The 19,909-nt window shown below is 59.6% G+C and carries 14 protein-coding genes and 2 pseudogenes; 11 read left to right on the forward strand and 5 right to left on the reverse strand.

Annotation, left to right across the window (positions count from 1 at the left end; all coding sequences use genetic code 11):
• Window positions 1–276: 276 nt before the first annotated feature.
• Window positions 277–1,686: a sugar porter family MFS transporter gene (locus FEZ63_RS11900; RefSeq protein WP_150944654.1), complete on the reverse strand. Its 1,410-nt coding sequence runs from the start codon at window positions 1,684–1,686 to the stop codon at window positions 277–279.
• A gap of 144 nt (window positions 1,687–1,830) precedes the next feature.
• Between FEZ63_RS11900 and FEZ63_RS11905 the strand changes: the two genes are divergently transcribed.
• From FEZ63_RS11905 to FEZ63_RS11925, 5 genes and pseudogenes are all read left to right on the forward strand, one after another.
• Window positions 1,831–3,168: a DegT/DnrJ/EryC1/StrS family aminotransferase gene (locus FEZ63_RS11905; protein WP_244622766.1), complete on the forward strand. Its 1,338-nt coding sequence runs from the start codon at window positions 1,831–1,833 to the stop codon at window positions 3,166–3,168.
• 30 nt (window positions 3,169–3,198) lie between these two features.
• On the forward strand, window positions 3,199–4,572 hold the full coding sequence (locus FEZ63_RS11910) for a sugar porter family MFS transporter (protein ID WP_150944656.1): 1,374 nt from the start codon (window positions 3,199–3,201) through the stop codon (window positions 4,570–4,572).
• A 19-nt stretch (window positions 4,573–4,591) separates the two neighbouring features.
• Window positions 4,592–4,933, forward strand: coding sequence for a hypothetical protein (locus tag FEZ63_RS11915; protein ID WP_150944658.1), 342 nt, complete (start codon window positions 4,592–4,594; stop codon window positions 4,931–4,933).
• The gene (locus tag FEZ63_RS11920; protein WP_244622767.1) at window positions 4,926–6,557 is read left to right on the forward strand and encodes a GMC oxidoreductase; all 1,632 of its coding nucleotides are present in this window, start codon (window positions 4,926–4,928) and stop codon (window positions 6,555–6,557) included. Before FEZ63_RS11915 ends, FEZ63_RS11920 begins: the two co-directional genes overlap by 8 nt.
• Window positions 6,558–6,782: 225 nt before the next feature.
• Window positions 6,783–8,453, forward strand: a pseudogene (locus tag FEZ63_RS11925) (ISL3 family transposase).
• A 594-nt stretch (window positions 8,454–9,047) separates the two neighbouring features.
• Here FEZ63_RS11925 and FEZ63_RS11930 read toward each other — a convergent pair.
• Entirely contained in the window at window positions 9,048–9,902 is an 855-nt protein-coding gene (locus FEZ63_RS11930) for an HpcH/HpaI aldolase family protein (RefSeq protein ID WP_201274155.1), read from the reverse strand.
• A 201-nt stretch (window positions 9,903–10,103) separates the two neighbouring features.
• Here FEZ63_RS11930 and FEZ63_RS11935 point away from each other — a divergent pair, with 201 nt between their 5' ends.
• Complete coding sequence (locus FEZ63_RS11935) at window positions 10,104–10,775, forward strand: RraA family protein (protein WP_150944660.1); 672 nt, start codon at window positions 10,104–10,106, stop codon at window positions 10,773–10,775.
• A 15-nt stretch (window positions 10,776–10,790) separates the two neighbouring features.
• On the opposite strand, the gene FEZ63_RS11940 is transcribed toward FEZ63_RS11935, so the two are convergent.
• Window positions 10,791–11,729 carry an amidohydrolase family protein gene (locus tag FEZ63_RS11940; RefSeq protein ID WP_150944662.1) on the reverse strand — a complete coding sequence of 313 codons (939 nt, stop codon included), beginning with the start codon at window positions 11,727–11,729 and terminating at the stop codon, window positions 10,791–10,793.
• A gap of 111 nt (window positions 11,730–11,840) precedes the next feature.
• Between FEZ63_RS11940 and FEZ63_RS11945 the strand changes: the two genes are divergently transcribed.
• The 5 genes and pseudogenes from FEZ63_RS11945 to FEZ63_RS11965 all read left to right on the forward strand — a co-directional run bounded on the left by FEZ63_RS11945 (window position 11,841) and on the right by FEZ63_RS11965 (window position 18,052).
• On the forward strand, window positions 11,841–12,731 hold the full coding sequence (locus FEZ63_RS11945; protein ID WP_150944665.1) for a LysR family transcriptional regulator: 891 nt from the start codon (window positions 11,841–11,843) through the stop codon (window positions 12,729–12,731).
• Between the two features lie 218 nt (window positions 12,732–12,949).
• Window positions 12,950–13,870 carry an ABC transporter permease gene (locus FEZ63_RS11950; protein ID WP_150944667.1) on the forward strand — a complete coding sequence of 307 codons (921 nt, stop codon included), beginning with the start codon at window positions 12,950–12,952 and terminating at the stop codon, window positions 13,868–13,870.
• Between the two features lie 343 nt (window positions 13,871–14,213).
• Window positions 14,214–14,645 (forward strand): annotated as a pseudogene (locus FEZ63_RS25620) (ABC transporter permease); the annotation flags it as partial.
• A gap of 94 nt (window positions 14,646–14,739) precedes the next feature.
• On the forward strand, window positions 14,740–16,335 hold the full coding sequence (locus FEZ63_RS11960) for an ABC transporter substrate-binding protein (protein ID WP_150944669.1): 1,596 nt from the start codon (window positions 14,740–14,742) through the stop codon (window positions 16,333–16,335).
• A gap of 94 nt (window positions 16,336–16,429) precedes the next feature.
• Entirely contained in the window at window positions 16,430–18,052 is a 1,623-nt protein-coding gene (locus FEZ63_RS11965) for a dipeptide ABC transporter ATP-binding protein (protein ID WP_244622768.1), read from the forward strand.
• A gap of 90 nt (window positions 18,053–18,142) precedes the next feature.
• Here the strand turns inward: FEZ63_RS11965 and FEZ63_RS11970 are convergent, their stop codons facing one another.
• Together FEZ63_RS11970 and FEZ63_RS11975 are read right to left on the reverse strand one after the other, a co-directional pair.
• Entirely contained in the window at window positions 18,143–19,180 is a 1,038-nt protein-coding gene (locus FEZ63_RS11970; protein WP_150944674.1) for an ABC transporter substrate-binding protein, read from the reverse strand.
• A gap of 38 nt (window positions 19,181–19,218) precedes the next feature.
• A partial coding sequence (locus FEZ63_RS11975; protein ID WP_150944828.1) for a M20 metallopeptidase family protein occupies window positions 19,219–19,909 on the reverse strand: 691 nt, incomplete at its 5' end.

The raw sequence follows: 19,909 nt of genomic DNA on the forward strand, positions 1-19,909 counted from the left end.
CTCGCCGCCGCATGAACCAACCACTGCAATCTCGCAGTTCCCGTGGCTCAAGACGAAGTTTGCAACAGAACCGGTCGTAGACCTCCATGATGAAGATCGAGCCGGAAAGAAAGGAATGTTGATGAGGCCGCTCAGCAGGGCGACGCTCAGGAACGCTCCGCGGCAGGAGCCAGGGCGGTCAATCCGTTGACAAGCCCAAGTTACCTGCATTCGCGACATTCGCATGCATGTCGGCCGCGCATGTGCTGAATCTGCGTCACTTGAAATATTTTCAGATCACGCCATGGCTTGCGGCGCTACGCTGATCGCATTTTGCTGCGCGGCGACAGGCAAGGGGAGACCAAGGCGGCGCACGCGTTGGCCAGACAGGACATTCGCTTCTATGACCTCGAGCCGAACGGCTCGCGTTTCAGGGACGAACAGCGCGCAGATGATGAGCGATAGCAGGCAGATTGCGAGAAAAGCTCCGATCGATGCCGGCAGGCCTACGGTATCCACCATCGAGAGAAACGTGAAGGCAACCAAAGCATTAAACAGCCAACTTGTCGCCGAGGCTGTGGCAACCCCCTGTTCGCGGATCGCCGCTGGAAACAGTTCCGACATCAGCACATAAGGCAACGGACCAAGGCTCACCGCGAACGCGGCGATATACAGCGCCAGTCCGACGAGGCCGAGCCATGACCAGTCGAATATAGCTGCGACAACAACCGCTGCGAGCCCGAGCACCATGGCCGCGGAGCCCCAGATGAGCAGCGGTCTGCGCCCGGTGCGGTCGACCAGCACTAGGGCCACGAGGGTAGCGAGAAAGTTGATGAGACCGAGGCCGAAGGTCGCTGCCATGGCGGCGGTGCCCGCCGAAAAGCCCAGTCCGCGAAAGATCCGGGGCGCATAATAGAGAATGCCATCAATCCCGCTCAGGTTCTGCAACACGAAAAGGAGACTGCAGAGCACAAGCACCGCCATCGTGCTGCCCCGCCGTAGAAGCGAAAAGGTGCTTTGCGAACTTACGGGCGCGGGCTGGCTCACCGGCAACTCCGCGTGCAGACCGAGTGCATGCGCCGCCCGATCCAATGTTACACGGTCTCCCTTTACCGCAAGCCAGCGGGGACTCTCCGGCAACAGGAGAAGGCCAAGCAATCCACACCCGACGGGAATGATTCCGATGCCGAGCAGAATGTGCCAGGGCACGGTCGCGACGAAAGCCAACGAAACGCCATAGGCGCCAAGGATGCCGCTCGTCACCGCCAATTGGAAGAGCGCGACGACAGCTCCACGATGTCGGGCGATCGTGGTTTCGGCAGCGTACATGGGCACGACCATTGACGAGAGCCCGATCGAAAGGCCGACAAGAACCCGCGCGACAAAGAGTTCAACGAGGCCGGGGCCGCCGAGCATGATTGCATAACCGGTCACGCCAAGCACGATAGCCAAAAAAATGGCTCGCCTGCGCCCGTAGACCGCGGATACCGGCCCGGCGACTGCCGCTCCGACAAAACATGCCACGACGAGGGAAGCAACCAATGCCTGCTCGTCATGGATGCTCAGTCCGAACTGGTCGCGGATCACATCAAGCAATCCGGCGATCGACGCAGTCCCGAACCCGAACGACAAGCCAAAGCAGCTCACCAGAATGGAAATTCTGACAGTCGGGCCGATGTTGTCTATTTTCCAGTTTTTTCCAATCATTTACAATACGTTCCAATTATAATGCATCTGTTTTTTATAGATGCGTAGTACAACGGACGTCAAAGATAAATACAATGAGTTCCTTGACCGGTCGTTCATGACATTCATGACGGGCGGAACATCCGAGCATGCGGAGATTAAGAGATGACCGAAGCAGCGATCGTCGGTGCGCGCCCGGAGCAGGAACGGGCCAACCGCCTGGCCATCGAGGGCGGTCTTCCGGTGCGCACGACGCCGCTTCCGTGGGAATTGCCGGGTGCGCAATGGATCGGCGAGGAAGAGCGTGAGTTGGTCGACCGTGTCGTGCGTTCGCGCAGTCCCTTCCGCTTCTATGGTCCGGACCCCCAGCGGATGGTGGACAGCCTCGAGCGCGAGTGGAGCACAATTTTCGGCCATAAGCACGCGCTTGCAGTGTCTTCGGGGACTGCGGCCTTGACCATCGCGTTTTCCGCCCTCGGCATCGGCCCCGGAGATGAAGTGCTCGTGCCTGGTTATCTCTGGGTGAGCTGCGTGTCCGCCGTCGTGCGCGTGGGCGCGATCCCGAAACTTGTCGATATCGATGACACGTTTTGCATGGATCCCGACGACCTCAGGCGCAAGATCGGGCCGCACAGCCGTGCCGTTCTGTGTGTCCACATGAGTGGTGCGCCAGGTCGAATCTCGGAGATCGCCGAGATCTGTCGTGCCCACGGACTCAGTCTCGTCGAGGATTGCGCCCAGACCGCTGGAGCGAGCCAGAATGGCCGCGCCGTCGGGCGCTTTGGCGATATCGGCATCTTCAGCTTCCAGCTCAACAAAAATATGACCTCCGGCGATGGCGGGCTCCTCGTTGCGGAGGACGATGCCCTCTTTCGCCGCATCGTTGCTCTCCACGATCTCGGTTACCCGCGTAACGAGGCTGGGCGGCTCGACGCATCGGACGAGACCTGCCAGCTCTGGGGAATGGGCGCGCGCATGTCCGAACTCGCCGGGGCGATGGCGCTGGCGCAGATGCGAAAGCTGCCGCAGATCACAGGCGCGATGCGCGGTTCGAAATGGCGCATCCGTGAAGCCATCAAAAATCTGCCGGGTCTCTCGTTCCGTCGGGTTCCGGATCCGGCAGGAGACACCGGCCCGTTTCTGCTGATGCTGCTGTCGGACGGGAGCATCGCACGGCGATTCGTCGACGCCCTGCGCGCGGAGGGTATCAGCGGACCGCCCGGCAGTCTGACCTGTCTCACGATGCGCGAATGGGGTCTGCACTGGTACTCGAACATACCGAGTCTCGTGCACCGCCGCTCCAACAGCCGCGACGGTTTCCCTTGGACGCATCCGTCCAATGCCTTCGCCGCAGGCTACGATTACAGCGATGGCGCCCTGCCGCGTTGCGACGAGTTTCACGCGCGCGGCGCACTGTTGTGCATCAGTTCCACTCTGACAAGCGCCGACGAAAGCGACATCGTGACCGCCTTCCGAAAGGTCGCGAACGGCATCCTGCGCTGAGCCCCTCCTCATTCAACTGGAACGATCTCGATGATTTATATTGTGGCTGCGGTTGCGGGTATCGCCGGCTTCCTCTTTGGGTTCGACGAGGGCGTCATCGCCGGAGCGCTGCACCTGTTACGCGAAGAGTTCGGCATCACGCCGTTCGATGAGGGGTTGATGACGGCCGCAGTACCGCTCGGCGCGCTGGGCGGCGCCCTTATTGCTGGGCGCGCGGCGGAGACATATGGCCGACGCGCTCCGCTGATAGCCGCAGCCGTGTTGTTCACCGGCGGTGCCTTGTTCGCGGCTTTGGCGACCGCGGTCTGGATGCTCACCGTGGCGCGTTTAGTACTCGGCGTCGCTGTCGGTATCGCTGCCATGGTGGCGCCGCTCTACATTTCGGAAAGTGCTCCAGCCTCGCGGCGCGGCATGCTCGTGTCGATCTACCAGCTTGCGATCACGCTCGGGATCCTCGGTGCCTATGTCGTCGACTTTGCTTTCGCCGATTCATGGCGGCTCATGTTCGTCGTTGGCGTGCTGCCCGGCATCGCATTGCTGATCGGCATGTGGCGCATGAAAGACACGCCCCGCTGGCTTGCTCTGAAGGGGCGAACCGCCGAGGCGCGGATCGCGATCGCCCACATTCGCGACTTGCCGCCCGGCCACGCGAACGTCGACGATGAATTCGCCGACATCATGCGGACCGCGGCGGCGGATTCCCGCCCCAGCTCCTGGTCGGACCTTCTCAACCCGGTGATCCGGCCCGCACTCGTGGTGAGCATGGGCCTGTTTTTTTTCCAGCAGCTCAGTGGGATCAATGCCGTTATCTATTACGCGCCCAGGGTCTTCAGCGAGGCGGGGTTCGCATCGTCCTCGGCGCAGATCCTGGCGACGGTCGGCATTGGCATCGTCAATGTGGGGATGACCGTCGTCGGCATGATGCTGATCGACCGCATCGGCCGCCGCAAATTGTTGTTTATCGGTTTTGCCGGTACCGCGCTCAGCCTTGGCATGATCGCACTTGGCGCGGCGATCGAGTCATCGTTTCTCGACTATCTCACCATCATCGGACTGGTGCTTTACATCGCTGCCTTCGCGGCCAGCCTTGGCCCGCTGCCGTGGGTCATGATGTCGGAGATTTTTCCGCTCAGCGTGCGTGGTCTTGGCATGAGCGTCGCCTCGCTCGCCAATTGGGGTTTCAACTTTCTGGTCGTGTTCTCCTTCCCCATGCTCGTCTCGACCCTCGGCTTGGGCGGCGTCTTCTTTATCTACGCGATCGTCTGCGCTGCCGGGCTCGTTTTTACCTGGCGGTTCGTGCCCGAAACCAGCGGCGTGCCCCTCGAGGAAATCGAGGCGCATCTGAAATCGGGTCGCCCCATCCGCCAACTCGGCAGGGTGACGGGGCAAGTCGTGCTGGCATGATCGCATGCAGGAGGACGCAATGACCGCAATGGCAAAAGCGGCGCCCTCTGCGGGCTCGACGGAGATGCCCTACGATGCAGAAGACCTGATGAGGGCGATCATCGCATTCGGCCCCTATCGCGCCGTTCTCATTCCGCTCTGCGATGAGATCGCAAGGATTGGGCTGGGGAATCGTCAGATCCATGCGGCCTTGCATACTGTTGCCGAACGCTCCGGCTTCGCCGCGACGGGTCGGCTCCGCCGCGCTGATCTCGGCCCGGAAGCCGCCCCTCTGCGGGCCTTCCTCGAACACATCCGATTTGCCTCACCGGCGTTTCTTCGCTCGGTCGGCGAGTGGCCCTTAGGAGAAGCGCGTGGCTGAAGCTATGTCCTGCGACGTCGTCATCGTCGGCACGGGAGCCGGCGGCGGGATCCTCGCGCACGAATTGGCCAAGTCCGGGTTGCGGGTTGTCTCACTCGAACAGGGCGGCATGCTCGCTCCCGATTACTTCAGGACCGAGGTCCCGCCAGGCGCGACGAAGGATTTCGGCATTGGTCCCGACACCACGTGGCCGAGCGATCCGCATGACAGCCTGTTCGTGCACCCGCTCTTCGCCGATGGCACGGTCGGGTCGACGAGTCGTCCGGCCGGTGGTTTCCGTCACTTCCAGGTCCTGGCGGTCGACGGCCTGCAGAACCTTTGGAACGGGGTGAGCGTACGGTTCTCGCCGAAGGACTTTCGCGGTTTTCCCTTTTCGTATGGAACTCTCGCTCCGCACTACAGCGCCGTCGAACGCATGATCTCGGTTTGCGGGACAGTGGAGAACCTCGCCGAACTTCCCGACGGCGACTTTCTGCCCCCCAAACCATTGCGTCCGGCAGACCGCCTGGTGGTCTCGGCAGTCGAAGCGCTTGGCGAGCCTCACTCCCACGCTATTCCAAACCGCAAGGCGATCAATACGCGAGCCGGAACGGCGGCTTCCTGCATTTCGACCGGAATGTGCACTTCCGGGTGTCCGGTCGGCGCCGTCTACAAGTTCTCCGCGCGTCTCCTACCGGAAATCGTGAATCTTCCGAACTATGAGTTAAGAACGCACGCCAAGGTCGTGCGGCTGTTGCGTCAACCGGGTGCGCGGCAGCTGTCGGGCGTCGAATATATTGATACGAGGAATGGCGAACGCAAGGTTCTGGACGCTCGCATCGTGGTGCTCGCGGCCGGTGCGCTGGAGACGCCGCGCATCCTCTTCAATTCCGCGGACGAGGCCGATCCGCGCGGGCTTGCCAATCGTCACGGTCAGGTGGGACTCAAGCTTCAGGACAACCCCAAGGTCGTCCTGTCCACTTCACTGTGGAAGCTGTGGGGAAAGCGGCGCGATTACGACATCGGCTATGGCGATCTCCTCATCCTGCTGTCGCAGGGCAGACTTCCGGATGGCACATCGTTTCCCTTCATCGGGCACGCCATCCATGGTCTCGCCGACGTGCCGCATTATCTTGCCGGACTCAAGCCGTTTCCCCCTTTCGTTAAGGAACGGCTCGCCCAGATGATGTTCCATAGCTACGTGACGCTGGGACTGTTTTGCGCCGGCGAGCCAACGCCCAGCAATCGGGTACTGCCCGGAAGGACCGCCGATCGCTATGGCGTGCCACAGGTTGAGGTCGATTTTTCGATCCCCGACAGTGCGCACGCAAAAATGGACGCAATGGCATTGTGGGCCCGTCGGGTCCTGCGGCGTGCCTCCGCAACCTCGATCTATAGCACCCGCGATAACAGCGGCACGGGCATTCACTATGCCGGCACGACTGCGAGTGCGCGGGATCCCAACGAGGGCGTTGTCGATGCCCAACTGAAGGCGCACGACATCGACAACTTGTATATCTGCGACGGCGGAGTGATCCCGGTGCTGCCGGACAAACACCTGACGCTTACGATCATGGCACTGGCGCACAGACTCTCCCGAGCCATCGTCAGACAAGCCGCGGAGCAGGACGCCTTATCGGCTTGATGGGGCGTTCGTGCGGGGTCTTTCACGTCCACAAGTTCCCGGTGCGTTATGTCTTTCAAAAAACCCTGAGCTGGTTGTCAGTTGACGTTTTGATGTGAGACGTCGCCGTGAGCCTTTTCAGCGACTTAGCTCTGAGCACCAAAATTGAGAATATACGTTTGATTGGGTCTTCCTCAGAGTGTGTGGTGAATTGGTCAGCGGAATTGCGGTGCGCTATGCACACGCATGCGAACAAAATCAGAATGGTCACCGGGTCGCGGTGTACGAATAATGGGTGGCGGTTGGGAGGTTTCGGCTGTTGGGCCAGGATCGGGCTCCTGCCCTGAGTGCGGTGAGCGGTCCAATCGTCGGCACAACTGGTACGACCGACGTCTTCAAGACCTTCCAGTTCATGGGAAGACTGTAACGGTCAAGCTTCGGCTAAGCCGCTGGCGCTGCGTCACCGACAGATGTGCGCGACGAACCTTCGTCGACCGACTGCCTGAAGTTGTTTCTCCCCATGCACGCCGGACGAGGCGGGTTGCTGAACTCGTTGGTCTGTTTGGTCACAGCGCCGGAGGGCGTGCTGGCGAGCGCTTGATGAAGCGTCTGGGCATGCCGGTAAGCGACGATACAATTCTAAGGCAATTGAAACGGTGCGCCTCTCGCCGCGGCACGGCACCTCTTCGGATTGTCGGAATCGACGACTGGAGCTGGCGCAAAGCCTCAACCTACGGCACCATCGTGGTAGATCTGGAACGGCGCCAAGTTGTCGATGTGCTTCCAGAGCGGACGATGACGGGAACCGCCGATTGGCTAAGCAAGCATCCTGAAATCAAGATTGTCAGTCGTGATCGTTGTGGGTTGTATGCGCAGGGAATTCGAGAGGGAGCGCCCGACGCGCGCCAGATTGCGGATCGCTTTCATCTCCTGCAGAATCTGCGGCTCACGATTGAGGAACAGCTGAGCCGCACTGACCGTTCAACCGGGCGCGCTTTGCGTCCCAAAACCGATGGCAAAGATGAACTCGGCGCGACAATTGCCGGTGCACCACACGCCGTGGCGGAGCATCGGCAACTGACACGGCAGACGCATCGTCACTCACGGCAAGTCATCTTCGACACGATCCGGACCCTCCGTGACACAGGAATGTCTTGAGCGAGTATTGCTCGTCAGACGGGTTTTGATCGGCGCAGCATCGCAAAATGGCTCACGTTCGATGCCCCTCCCGACCGGCGCCCCGCGGCTCCGGGCCCGAGTTCGCCGCGCTATTTCCAGGAGTATTTGTCGCGACTGTGGAAGGAAGGCTGTGTCCGGGGTCGGGATCTGTTCCACGAAGTCAAGCGTCACGGCTATACCGGCAGCTTCTCGAACCTGGAGCGGCTTCTGACCACGTGGCGCCACGCCGACAAAAGCGAGAGCCGGGCTCCCTTGGCGCCCGCAAGCATCGCGCCCCCTGTCGCGGCGCCGACCCGCGTCTTTGATCCCACGACCGGCCATCTAATATCGCCGATCGTTGCGGCATCGCTCTGCATCAAACCGCGAGGGTTGCTGACCTCGAGCCAAGCGGCAAAGGTCGACGCTCTCAAGCAAGCATGGCCGGAATTCGCAGTGATGCGCAAGCTGGCCATGCGCTTCCGGGGCATCTTCAAAAGCAAGAAGGTTTCAAGGCTGCAGGATTGGCTGCACGACGCGTCCGAGACGGGCGTCTACGGCATGCAGCGTTTCGTTCGGACGCTAAACCGGGATATCGATGCCGTCAGGAACGCCGTTGAGCAACCCTGGAGCAACGGCCAGACCGAAGGTCAGATCAACCGATTGAAGACGCTCAAACGGGCAATGTACGGTCGCGCGAGCGCCGAACTCCTACGAGCGCGGATGTTGCCAATCTCCACGCCAAGTTACCACACACTCTGAGGAAGACCCATTTAATTTGAGAAATCGGTTCCGATTGGGCGTTTCTTTTGAGACGAACATCTCTCAACGTTGGCTACCGTTTTAAGGTCGGAAACAGTGGCGCATTCAGAGTGCGCGCTGTAACATTGACATTTAAATTGAGAAAACGAACCGGCCACTTGTCTCACTATTGATGTCCAAAGCGCCAGAAACACCGGTATTCTCATTCAAGATGTCAGCTGACGTCAGGGCCGCGCTACGCCAGTAGCTCATCGACGTCGCAGTGGTGAATCGCAGATACAACCGGACCGCATGACTGTAGGCAGGTACTGGTGGCGAGCGTACAAGATCGAGGGCACCCGAGTAGGTATCGCCCCCCGTCCCGTGACGTGCTGAAGCCAATCCGAGTCCGCCAGAGCCGCTACTTAAAAACTCCGTTGAGCAGGACCATCGCGCGATGCTCGGCTTCCAAACCGCTCACACTACATAATTCATATGATGCGCAAGCAGCAGGCGAAGTGTGCCTCCAATTCGCAGCCGATCGGAAACCACGGGAGAGATAAGCGTCTTCGCGGCCAAATCTTGCGATTGCTCGATTACGAGCGGTACGAGGCTTTATCCGGTCCGGCCTACCGTCTCTGAGGAAGAGAGCGGGCGGTGGAGTGCTGCAAATTCTGCCTGGCGGGTTTGGGCTGCTCCCATCAGGAATCCAATATCGCTCCCCACGGAGATGAAGCGAGCGCCCATTTCCACGAACGCCGCTACTAGCTCGATCCTTGCCGACAAGCCTCCGATGCCCAGAGGCAACGCCGCTTTCCTACAGGCGGCGATCGCCCGGACGTAGGCGTCGCGGACCCGTTGATGTTCAAATTGCCCTGCGAGGTTCATGTCAGCGAGCAGATCGTTTGTGCCGATGAGCAGCATGTCGACGCCATCGACGGCTGCGATAGCATCGATATTGGTCAGTCCTTCAACCGACTCTATCTGGAGCACCACCATCGTGGCCGCATCGAGCGCAGGCATCGCCGTTGCCGGAGGCACGCTTCGATAACCGAAATGCGGCAAGCCTGCAGAAGCGCCGCGTTTCCCGCCGGGCGGATACTTGGCGGCGATGACTGCTTGGCGGGCTGCAGCTGCAGTCCGGATATTCGGCACGATGACGCCCACAGCACCACCGTCAAGGACCTGCGAGATCTGGTCATTGTGGCCGACACGGACAAGACAAGCGAGGTTGGCCGCCAAGGCCGCGGTTGAAATGCGACCAACTGTCTCGAGAGAGAAGCTTGCATGCTCGAGATCGACATAGACCGCGTCGAATCCGGCAGATTTTGCGATGAGGATAATATCGTTGCTCGGCACCAACCGGACCGACATGCAGGTGGCAAGTCCGCCGGCCGCGAGTTTTTCCTTTAGCGAGTTGTGTACTGCAACACTGGGGCTTGTCATGTGCACCTCTGGATTGAGCCGCAAACCCTAAGGACACAGGGAAGGGCGTCCAATTGAAAAACCGGCGGCGGCGATAAATGGATCTGATACAGGCCCGCGCGACGCGCCGGACACAACCTCGGTCCGACTATCAGTTCGGGTAATATCCACTGCAGGCTTTGTTATTTTCCCGGCAACCTCGTGGCTGATAGCCTCGCTGGCGAAACTCTCGGATACAGGTGAACGATGGGCGAAATGGTTCAGAAAAACGAACAAGCTTGCGACGACGTTCGCCAACGCTGCAGTGCGATGCGCCATCTGGGCACGGGCCCCATCAGCGATGCTATGGAGCAGCTCGGCATGCCCAGGCAGGTTGTGACCGGCATGACATTCGTCAGCAACGATCCGACGATGGCATTCGTCGGTCCCGCCTACACGGTGCGACAAGCCAATAAAAGCCGCGCGGAGCCACACGACCGGGATCTTACGCGGCAGCGCCAGGCCTCGTCACAGCTCGCTCAGCCGGGTGATGTGATTGTGATCGATGTCGCGGGCCGAGCGGAATATGGTAGCTGGGGCGAGAACCAAGCTTTGATGGCTCAGAGTCGAGGCATCGTGGGACTTGTTGTGCACGGTTCCGTCCGAGATCGAGAGTGGATCAGGCAGACGGGATTCCCTGTGCTATGTCGTTCCTTCTCGCCCGTTTCCAGCAAATGGGAACTCGAGACCGTTGCAATGAACGAGCCAATTGCTATCGATGGCGTTGCAATCGTTCCCGGCGACATCATCTATGCCGACGCCGATGGCTTCATCGTGATTCCGCAGGATCAGGTTGATACCGTGTTCGACAGGGCACTGGAGATCCATCGCATGGAGGAGGACAAGCGAAATGCACTCTATGGGCATGGAAGGCCATAGGAGCCGCTTCGGAGTTCATGGGGCAAAATCATATAAATGAACGGGATTCTCCACTAGCATCCGGCGGAGAGCGCGGTCGTCGCTGACCCACGCCGCAAGCCGCACCAACGCCATACCGTCGTCTTCCTGTCGAAAGGGCTCGACCCGATCCGGTGTCCTGATCGTACCGGCGGGTGCTCCTGGATGCGGCCAGTCAGATCCCCAAAGCACCCGCTCAGGATTTGCAGCAATGAGCGCCTCGACAATGGGTTGAGCGCCAGCATATTCCGGCCCGCTCGCGATCCGATACGGTGCGGACAGTTTCACATAGGCATTCCCGCCGCGGAGGAGAGCAGTCAGGTTGCTAAATCCCGCATCTTTGACAGTATGGGCTCCTGCGAAATGGTCGAGAACGACTCGAGTCGGGAGAGTCGTGATAGTTTCAGCAAGCTGAGTGATCATCGGCAGGGGAGCGAACAGCTGAATATGCCAGCCTAGATGCGCGACACGGCTGGCGATCTGCTTCAATTGCTCCCGGGCCAAGGAAATATCAGAAAAGCCAACGGTTTGAAAGTTCAACCGCACGCCACGCATTCCGGCTTCATGCATCTCTTGCAGTGATGAATCGGTGACGTCGTTGCCGATTACACCCACCGCGCGCGCAACTCCAGGCAGTTTAGCCAGGGCGTCGAGGGTGCAGCGATTGTCAGTGCCATAGACGCTCGGCTGCACAATGATGACCCGCGCAAGCCCAAGAGCATCCATCAGCGAGACCAAGTCCGATGCGAACGCTCGGCCTGGCGTGAAGTGCCGGTGCTGATCGAACGGGAAGGCGGCAGCATCACCGAAGATGTGTACGTGGCAGTCGCAAATGCCAGGCATATGCGGCAGCTGCGGGAAGGTGTGTTGCACACCCAGAACATTCTTAAGATGAACGGGCGCTGGGTCGTTTCGGCTTGTGGAATGCAAGGACATCGGCGAATTTTGTCTTCCAGCTTTTTGCTTTGCCGCGGCAGGCTTTATGAGTAGCCTACGCAACCGCCGGTAAAAACAGAAAATAACACGGCTGCAAGGGGTTGGAGAAAGATGAATCTTCGGCAGATCGAGGCATTCCACGCAATCATGGTGACCGGGTCGGTCACGGCAGCAGCTCGCATGCTCAATGTGACCCAACCGGCCGTGAGCACCATTTTAAAACATTGCGAGAGCCAGCTCAAGATGCCTCTCTTCGTGCGGCTCGGCGGTCGGCTACAGCCGACGAAGGAGGCGGAGGTTCTGTTTCGCGGGGTCGCAGAAATTTTTGAGCGACTCGATGCCTTCAATCGCACGACGCAGGATCTGGCAGGTGGACGGCTTGGCACGCTCTCTCTCGCCGGCTCGTTTCCCGTCGCGAACGGCCTGCTTTCATCGGCGGTGGCGAGCTTTATCGCTTGCCGGCCGAACATCAAGGTCGTCCTTCAGTCGATGAGTACGCCGCAGGTCCTCAATTGCGTTCTCAACCGCGAGGTAGAACTCGGGGTTGCGTATGAGCAGATCGTCAATCGAGAGGTGGAAACCGAGCTCTTGGTCAATACGCAGCTCGCCTGCGTCTTGCCCCCTGATCACCCTCTCGCCAGCCGCGAAACCGTGCAGGCTGCCGACCTCAAGCCCTATCCCATCATTACCTATCTGCCGCAGTCGCTGTTCCGAACCTACCTGGATCCGGTGCTGAAGGAGGCTGGCGTCGCGTCCAACATCAAGGTTCAAGTGAGCCTGTCGATGACCGGTATCATGCTGGCACAGCTTGGCGTCGGCGTGGCGATTGTCGAACCATATCTCCTCGGAGTCATCGACCGATCGAAGCTCGTGTCTCGCCCCTTAAGTCCACGGATCGACATCAGAACGCTGCTCTTCCGGAACAGGTCGGCGCCCAAGTCTCTCATCACCGAGGAGTTCGTTGCCCATCTCAAGGAGATGACGCACGAGCTGTATAATTAGCTGGCGTTATCGCTGGCGTCGATATTCTGATTAGACCAAAGGCGCGGGCCGCGGAATCATTGCAAGACAAGACTTTCGTGGGCCGATTGTCCTCGGCGGATCCGATGATCTCGGAGAGCCTGCTGGGGACCCAGACAATATGCGGCGGTAATCGAACTTTATGCGGCAGGATTGCTACCTGCTGCCGATGTCAACCGTCCGCGCAGAAAAGGGGGATCATGTACCGCTTCTGGCTGGTGAAGGGCGTACGGACGTTGATCACGTTGATCTTCGTCGTGACGTTCGCGTTCGTTATCCTCAGGCTCGCAGGCGATCCTGTGCAGTCGATGCTTGGTCCCGATGCCACTGTTGAAGAGATGGAACAATTCAGGGAAGCCTGGGGCCTGAACCGCTCGCTTCCCGAACAGTACGTCTCCTACGTCTACGCCATGGTCACAGGCGATTTCGGCTATTCGCACGCCGACGGGCGACCTGTCACAGCGGTGATAGCCGAGCGGGTCCCCAACACGCTGATTCTCGGGGTCACCGCCTATGTGTTGGCGCTTCTCGTGGGTGTTCCGGCGGGCATCGTCGCTGCGTTGAACAGGGGCAAGGCCGTCGACCAACTCATTATGGGCGTTGCAGCCTTCGGTTTCGCACTCCCGGCTTATTTCTTCGGTATCCTCCTGATCCTTCTGTTTTCCCTGAAACTCCAGTGGCTGCCGAGTTCGGGCTCGGGGACTTGGACCCATCTGATCATGCCCGCGCTCACTCTTGGCCTCTATCACGCAGGTGCGCTTGCCCGCTTCACTCGTTCGTCGATGCTCGATGTTCTTGGCAAGCTCTACATGCGGGCCGCCGCTGCAAAAGGTGCACCACCAAGCTGGCGTATCGTTCGCCACGCACTTCCCAATGCGGCGATCCCGGTTGTCACCATCCTGGGTCTCAATCTCGGGCATTTGGTGTCTGGGGCAGTCGTCGTCGAAGTGGTGTTCGCGTGGCCTGGGGTCGGTCGGCTTTTGGTTACCGCGGTTTCGATGCGGGACCTCTCCGTCGTCCAGGGTCTGGTTCTTCTTGTTGCGACGACGATGGTCGTTGCTAATCTGATGGTTGATCTTCTCTATGGCCTTCTCGATCCTCGTATTCGCGTCACGGGCTGACATGCGCCCGCGACAAAAGAAACCGTGGCCGCTTGTCCTCGCGGCCGGCACGTTGATGCTCGCGGCACTGATCGCGGTCTTCGGCGACCTGCTCACGCCGCACAGCGCCACACAGCAGAACCTGCTTTTCCGCCTCAAGCCGCCGATCTGGATGGAAGGAGCCGACCCGCGTTTTCTGCTCGGGACAGACCGGATCGGCCGGGACATGGTGGCAAGGCTGATTGCGGGCCTTCGGATGTCTCTCGCGGTTGCGATTGCGGGCACGCTCATCGGCTCGGTCGTCGGAACATTCGTCGGCTTCGTCGCGGCACGCTCCCGTGGTTGGGTCGAAGAGACTCTGATGATGCTCGTGGATTTCCAAGCGTCGCTTCCATTCATCCTCATCGCACTGACGATGCTTGCGTTCTTTGGCAACAGCTTTACGCTGTTCGTGGTTCTCATGGGTTTGCTGGGGTGGGACAACTATGCCCGCCTTGCCCGCGGAACCGTCCTTCAAGCGAAGAGCCAGCCATACATCAAAGCGATCCAGTCATTGGGCGCCAATCCATGGCGACTTTACGGGATGCACATTCTGCCAAACGTTGCCAGCGCTCTCATCGTTCAGGTGACTCTCAACTTTCCGCAGATCATCGTCCTTGAGACCTCGTTGAGTTTCCTCGGCCTCGGCATCCGCCCGCCGATGGTGAGCCTGGGCCAGATCCTGGGTGAAGGGCGGGAATATCTCGCGACCGCGTGGTGGATAGCGATCTGGCCCGGTGTGGTAATCTTCGCGCTCACCCTGTCGCTCAGCATCGTCGGAGACGGATTGCGCGATCGTCTCGATCCACTGCTCCGCAATAAGAACTTCATAAAAGACAGAGGAACAAGCTATGTTGACAAGACGAGGTGCCATGGGGCTTTTGGGCGGCGCTGGCGCTGCCTCGATCGCCGGAGGTTTGGGAGTGACTCTCCCGACGCGGAGCGCTCATGCCGCGCAGAATCGACCGACATTGACGATTGCCGTCGACAATTTGAAGGAAACTCTTGCACCTATCAACGGCCTGTCGACGGCCACCCGCCGGTTCTTCCCGAATATGTTCGACAGGCTTATCGAGCAGGATTACCTGAGCGACGAGAACGGTCTCACTTTCCTTCCGGGACTTGCCACCAAATGGGAGCAGAACGGAAAGATTTGGACCTTCCAGATTCGCGAAGGTGCGAAGTTCCATGATGGCAGCGATGTGACGGCCGAGGATGCGGCCTTCACGCTTTCGGCAGAGCGCCTTTGGGGCGAGAAACCCTATGAGCCGCGAGGCAAGACGTTCACGCCGAACTTCGTCCGGGTTGAGGCGATCGGGAAATACACCTTCGAAATAGAAACCGACACACCCGACGCGAATATTCCGGGAAAGCTCACAGGCTTCGTGGGCTTCGTCGTCCCGAAAAAGTACTACAAGGAAGTGGGCGTCGATCGCTTCGGACAGATGCCTATCGGAAGCGGACCCTACAAGGTGACGCAATTCCGGTCGGGAGATGTTCTCCAGATGGAGGCCTTCGACGATTATTGGGGCGGACCTCCGCCGGCGCAGAAGCTGATTTGGAAAATTATCCCCGAATTCGCGGCGCGCATGGCAGGGCTCGTCTCGGGCGAGTTCGACTTTATCGTCAACATCCCGACGGATCAGGAGAAGTTGATCGCGTCATACGAAAGCGTGACGCTCGTGAGGCGGCCGGTCGGAAACTACACGCTGTTCGCCTTCAATACTCTTCCGAATCCCGCAGACAACCCGCTGGTCGACCCAAAGCTTCGCTATGCCATGGTGCAGGGCGTTGATATGGATTTGATTGTAAAGACGCTGTGGGGCGACTCGACCTTCCACCCGTCCATTCCGTTTAACTTCCCGGAGTACGGCAAGTTTTACGACCCGTCGCGGAAAGATCCGCTTCCCTATGACCCCGACCGCTCGCGGGCCCTGATCAAGGAGACGAAGTACAAGGGGCAGCCGCTCACGTGGAATGTACACAAGGACTTCTACCCAAATTACGAAATCGCGGCCGAGATTATGATCGATCAGTGGCGCGAGGTCGGGATCAATGTTCAGGCGAATATCGTCGATAACGTGTCGGTCTATCGGCGACCATTCCACATGCTCAGTATGTCGAACTCATCGAGCTTCATCCCGGGCGACCCCTACCAGCCGCTCTGGCTCGACTGGAGCCCGCAATCCACGCGGGCTACAGCGCCCTGGAAAGTCTGGGCACCTAGCGAGCGATTCATTCAGCTTGGCGAGGCCTTTGAAAAGACGACCACCTTCGAGGACAGAAAGCGCGCCTACCTCGCGCTCTCCGAAGAATGGCAGCGCCTGACCCCCGGCATGTACATGTGGAAGAGTGTCAACAACTTTGCTCATCGCAAAAAGCTTGGGTGGGTTCCTGCCGGCGAAGGCGAGATGAGGCTGTTCGGTGATTATCTGAAGCTGGGCTGACATCGATCGACGTGTCGCCGGCAGGACGATGCGTTGTCCGCCGGCGGCATCCCTGGGACAGCGGCACCAATGGGCGCCGCAGGAGGAATACTTCGTGCGTTCGTGCGACACACTTCTCAAGATCGAAGGCCTCGAGGTGCGGCTGCCCGAGGGCGGCGACAGGCCGAATGCGGTCGAGGACTTTCATTTGTCTCTCGGGCGCGGCGAAATCGTTTGCGTCGTTGGCGAATCCGGATCCGGTAAGTCTCTGATGGCGCAGGCCGTGATGGGTATCCTTCCATCGAATCTTCCCTCGCCGAGAGGGGCGGTGATGTTCGAGGACCGAAATCTCCTGACCCTACCGGACAAGGAGAGGCTCGACATATCCGGCCGACGAATCGCGATGATTTTTCAAGAACCGAGTGCCGCCCTCAATCCGATTTTCCGCGTCGGTGACCAGGTTGCCGAAGTTTTCCGTCTGCATACGGGACTTTCGCACAATGAGGCGAGGAGGCGCGTCGTCAGTCTCTTCAGTGAAGTGCGGCTTCCCGATCCCGAGAAGATCTACCAGAATTATCCTCATCAGCTTTCGGGCGGTCAGTGCCAGCGGGTCATGATCGCGACGGGGTTGGCGCTCGAGCCGGCCATCCTTATTGCCGACGAGCCGACGACGGCGCTCGACGTCACGACGCAAGCTCAAATATTGAAACTTATGCTCGATCTGCGTGAGCGCCATGGTACCGGCATCCTTTTCATCACTCACGATTTCGGCGTGGTCGCCGATATTGCTGACCGGGTCGCCGTGATGCAACACGGCCGATTGGTCGAGGTAGGGACGAAGGACGAGGTGCTCAGGCGGCCGAAGGCCGGCTACACACGCTCACTCATCAAGGCGGTTCCAAAGCTGCAGCCCCGAGAACAAAATCCACATCTTGGCGATTGGCTTGTGCGGGCAAAGGGGATCGTAAAAACTTTCGACCTCACCAGCATCTTTCAGCGAGGGCGCTCGGTTACTGCGGTCGACAAGGTTAGCCTTGAAATACGGCGGGGCGAAACGCTCGGTTTGGTCGGAGAATCCGGCTCCGGTAAATCGACTTTCGCCCAGTGCATCATCCGATTGGTCGACCCCGATGAGGGGTTGATCGAACTCGGCGATATGACGTTCTCTGATCTTCGAGGGGCGGCGCTTCGCAAAGCTCGTTCTCGGGTGCAGATCGTCTTCCAGGATCCGTACACCGCGCTCGATCCACGCCAGAAGGTTGTTGACGCGATCGCCGAAGGGCCGATTATTCATGGCGTTTCGAAGGGTGTCGCCCTGAAGGATGCGAAGGAGCTTCTTCGCAGCGTAGGCCTCGATGCTAATGCGGGTGACCGATTTCCGCATGAATTTTCCGGCGGGCAGCGGCAGCGCATCTGCATTGCGCGCGCTCTTGCTCTCGAACCGCAATTGCTCATTGCTGATGAATCGGTCTCGGCACTCGACGTGTCGGTGCAGGCGCATATCCTCGACTTGCTGGAACGGATGCAGAAGGAGCGAGGCTTCTCCATGCTCTTCATCACGCACGATCTGCGTGTCGCCAGCCGGCTGTGCGACCGCATCGCCGTAATGCGGCACGGGCGCATCCTTGAAATCGCAAGCCCGGCGGAACTCTTCTCGTCGCCACGGGAGGCCTATACTCGCGAGCTGCTTGCGGCGGTACCGGGGCGAGACTGGTTGCAGCAACTTGCGCCGATGTGACTCCGGGAGGGAAGGCGCCCCTCACGCGGATTCGACGCCTGAGCATATAAGGACCCGCGGCAGATGCCGCGGGCTTCATGTGACGCTCAATTAGGCTGCCGCCTTCGCGCTTCGGTGCAATGCGTCGAAAGCGCCAAAGAGATCCTCGAGCTGGCACAATTTTGGCACGAGTTGTTGCTCAAACTGTTCTTTGCACATGGACGCGACCATCTTTTGATGCGCTGGGGATTCCATGCCGTACGGTGGCATTTCATCAGCAAAATCCCGGATCATGGTTTCTACCTCTTCCGCAGCCCAAGGTGTCGCATCGCCAAAGCGCTTCAGCTTCGCCCACCAAATCGGCCACGTATCCCGAAGCGCCTTGTAGAGCGTCAAGACCGAATCCGGATGCTGCTCAGCGAAGTCGCGACGCACGGCGATAATGTGAAGTCCAGGTCGGAAACCGTTCCGTCTCTTGTACTCGGCCTCCACTGCACGATAATTTCTTAGTAGGCGCCGAACTTTCCCGCCTTGCTGGTAGATTCCCTCCGGGGTTGCAGCGGTGGTGATCGCATCGATACGTCCTGCCTCGAGAGCCTCCAGCAAATATTCGCCTTCGGGCAATCTCTCAGCCCCGCCGGCGGGTTCCGAGTCCGTCTCTGGCGTCGCAGGTTTTTGTGAGACGTGTGGCGCGAGCTTTCCAAGCGTCCACTTGACATCCGAGATCTGAACTCCCGCGTCGCGCATGGCTGCACGAGACCACATGGTACCAGTGTCGTTCCAGGAATCGGTGCCGACCCGCTTTCCTTTCAGATCTTTCAAGCTCTCAAGCGGACTGTCGTGCCGAACGTACCAGCAGCGGTGCCGGAAATTGCGCAAGATGAACGCTGGGATGCCGACGAGAGAAGTGTCGCCGTTCGCCTTTCCAGCTGCATATCGATTGAAGGAGACTTCTGCTGCGTCGAACCCTTCCGGAGCGCCCTGAAGCAGCCGCGTCCGTGTTTCCATCAGGTCGGTTGCTTGATTGAGGTGAAGCTTCACCCCCGGTGTCGGGACGTTGCCAAGAAAGAGCGGTGTGAGGTGGTCGTACGGCCGCACGGAAAGCCGCAAATCTACGTCTATCATTTTCAAAAAACTCCAGAAATTCACGAGAGACGCATCGCCAGGACGGGATACGAGGGAGGGGCTCAGGCGAGAAGTTCGACCGCTGCGCGTGAAAGCGCACGCACGCCATAACCGATGCTTTCCTCTGCCGGCTGATAGGTCGGCGTGTGGACCTTGTCGGCGCGTCCTGGCTGGCTCGACCCTACAAGGAGGCGGAAAGCCGGCACGCGTTCGGCTACGAGGGAGAAGTCTTCTCCGCCCATGCTGGCTACCCAGTCATCGGCGACGTCCCCAAGCTGCGCGCGGATCGCTTTGACCGTCGGCTCCAGGATTGTGTCGTCGTTGATGAGGGCGGGCACGCCGTACTTATAAAGGAGGTGGCATTTCACTCCGGCGGTGATCTCGATACCAGCGCAAAGCCGCCGCAACGATTCCTCGGCCGCCTTGCGTGCCTCCGGCTCCCGCGACCTCACGGTTCCTATGAGCTCGCATGTATCGGGAATGACGTTGTGCACCTTTCCGGCGTGGATGGCTCCCACCGCAATCGCGCAGGCATGAAAGGCATTCACGTTGTTGGAAACGATAGTGGAAATCTGCATGACGAGTTGCGCGGCGGCGACGATCGGGTCGTTGGCGAGGAAGGGACGTGCCGAGTGGCCACCCTTGCCCTCGACCCTAATTTCAAAGCGATCCGTCGAGGCGGTGGTCGGACCCCGCACGATGCCGAAGCGGCCGACTGCAATTTCCGGGCGATTGTGCATTCCGAGCGCGATG

The sequence above is a fragment of the Microvirga brassicacearum genome, assembly GCF_008757455.1.
GTDB lineage: Bacteria > Pseudomonadota > Alphaproteobacteria > Rhizobiales > Beijerinckiaceae > Microvirga > Microvirga brassicacearum.